This is a genomic window from Citrobacter sp. VF227, from assembly GCF_052950715.1.
In genome coordinates, this window is record NZ_JBRFVF010000609.1 from 1 (window position 1) to 436 (window position 436).

Below are 436 nucleotides of genomic sequence, written 5' to 3' on the forward strand. Positions count from 1 at the left end.
TACGGCGATGTCTATTTTCAGTCGAGCTATCACGAATCCTGGGTTTTAGAAGACCGCATCATTAAAGATGGTTCTTACAATATCGTTCAGGGCGTTGGCGTGCGAGCCATCAGCGGCGAAAAAACAGGGTTTGCCTATGCAGACCAGATTAGCCTGCTGGCGCTGGAACAAAGTGCTCATGCCGATCGTACCATCGTGCGTGACAACGGTGATGGCAAAGTAAAAACGCTGGGGGCGGTGGAGCACCAGGCGCTTTATACCACAGTTGATCCCCTGCAGAGCATGAGCCGTGAAGAGAAGCTGGATATTCTGCGCCGCGTAGACACCGTGGCGCGTGCCGCAGCCAAGCGCGTTCAGGATGTGACCGCCAGACTGACGGGTGTTTATGAACTGCTTCCGGTGGTGGCGACCGACGGTCCGCTGTCCGCGGACGTCC

1 protein-coding gene is annotated in these 436 nt (G+C 56.2%); it reads left to right on the forward strand.

Annotation, left to right across the window (positions count from 1 at the left end; all coding sequences use genetic code 11):
* Nucleotides 1–436, forward strand: a 436-nt coding sequence (locus tag ACU8YC_RS28155; protein WP_446896417.1) for a PmbA/TldA family metallopeptidase, incomplete at both ends; no start/stop codon positions are given.